The sequence below is a fragment of the Marinomonas algarum genome (assembly GCF_020532605.1).
GTDB lineage: Bacteria > Pseudomonadota > Gammaproteobacteria > Pseudomonadales > Marinomonadaceae > Marinomonas > Marinomonas algarum.
Map to the genome: position 1 here is coordinate 1 of NZ_JAJATW010000078.1, position 659 is coordinate 659.

General features: G+C 41.7%; 1 protein-coding gene and 1 pseudogene. Both read left to right on the forward strand.

Features of this window, described 5'->3' with window-relative positions; genetic code table 11:
• Positions 1-138, forward strand: a pseudogene (locus LG368_RS15410) (IS5/IS1182 family transposase); the annotation flags it as partial.
• A 72-nt stretch (positions 139-210) separates the two neighbouring features.
• Complete coding sequence (locus LG368_RS15415) at positions 211-393, forward strand: transposase (protein ID WP_226755559.1); 183 nt, start codon at positions 211-213, stop codon at positions 391-393.
• Positions 394-659 lie beyond the last annotated feature (266 nt).

The following is a 659-nucleotide window of genomic DNA, read 5'->3' on the forward strand; positions in this document are numbered from 1 at the left end:
ATTAAGCAGGTAAAAGGTTTTTTAGGGCGAGTCCTGCGAGATATTGATCGGCAAGTCAGTCGACAGGCGTTAACACTCACCCAAAAACAGGAAGACACACTCAACCAAGCTTATCGGTTACTAAAACGTAAGCGTCGGTTAAACCACACGTTTTAATCCTTGTTAAAAGCCATAAAGTCTTTTGTTCTCTTTCATGGGAATAAAAGACTTGTGTTTATCGCTTCTGCTCAAATCAATGTGACTTTCATTTTTGGGCCAACTGATATGCGTAAATCCATTGATGGTTTGTGCAATATTGTCGCCTACGATCTGGAAAAAGAGCCTTGGGAGTATGCGAATAAGTCTCGCGCATGCGACAAAGTCAGAAATACTGACAACTGTGAAACTTCTTAATCGCAGCTTCCCTAACCTTAATCTTTTTTGTGTGTAATAAATGTTGAGAAAGTTTTCAGCCATTCAGAATTAGCAGTGCCATTCTTTGGCCTCTACTCTGCTCCAATCGGCATAGAATACTTTAGCTCCTTTAATACTGACCTGATTCCGTGACTTAAAACCCCTCTCACACCCCTGCAGAGCTGTAATCATACGGCCTGAAGCAGTAAAATGACCACTGCTTTTCGTTCACCCAGACAGTGACTTTTTTCCATGCGCACCTTCAA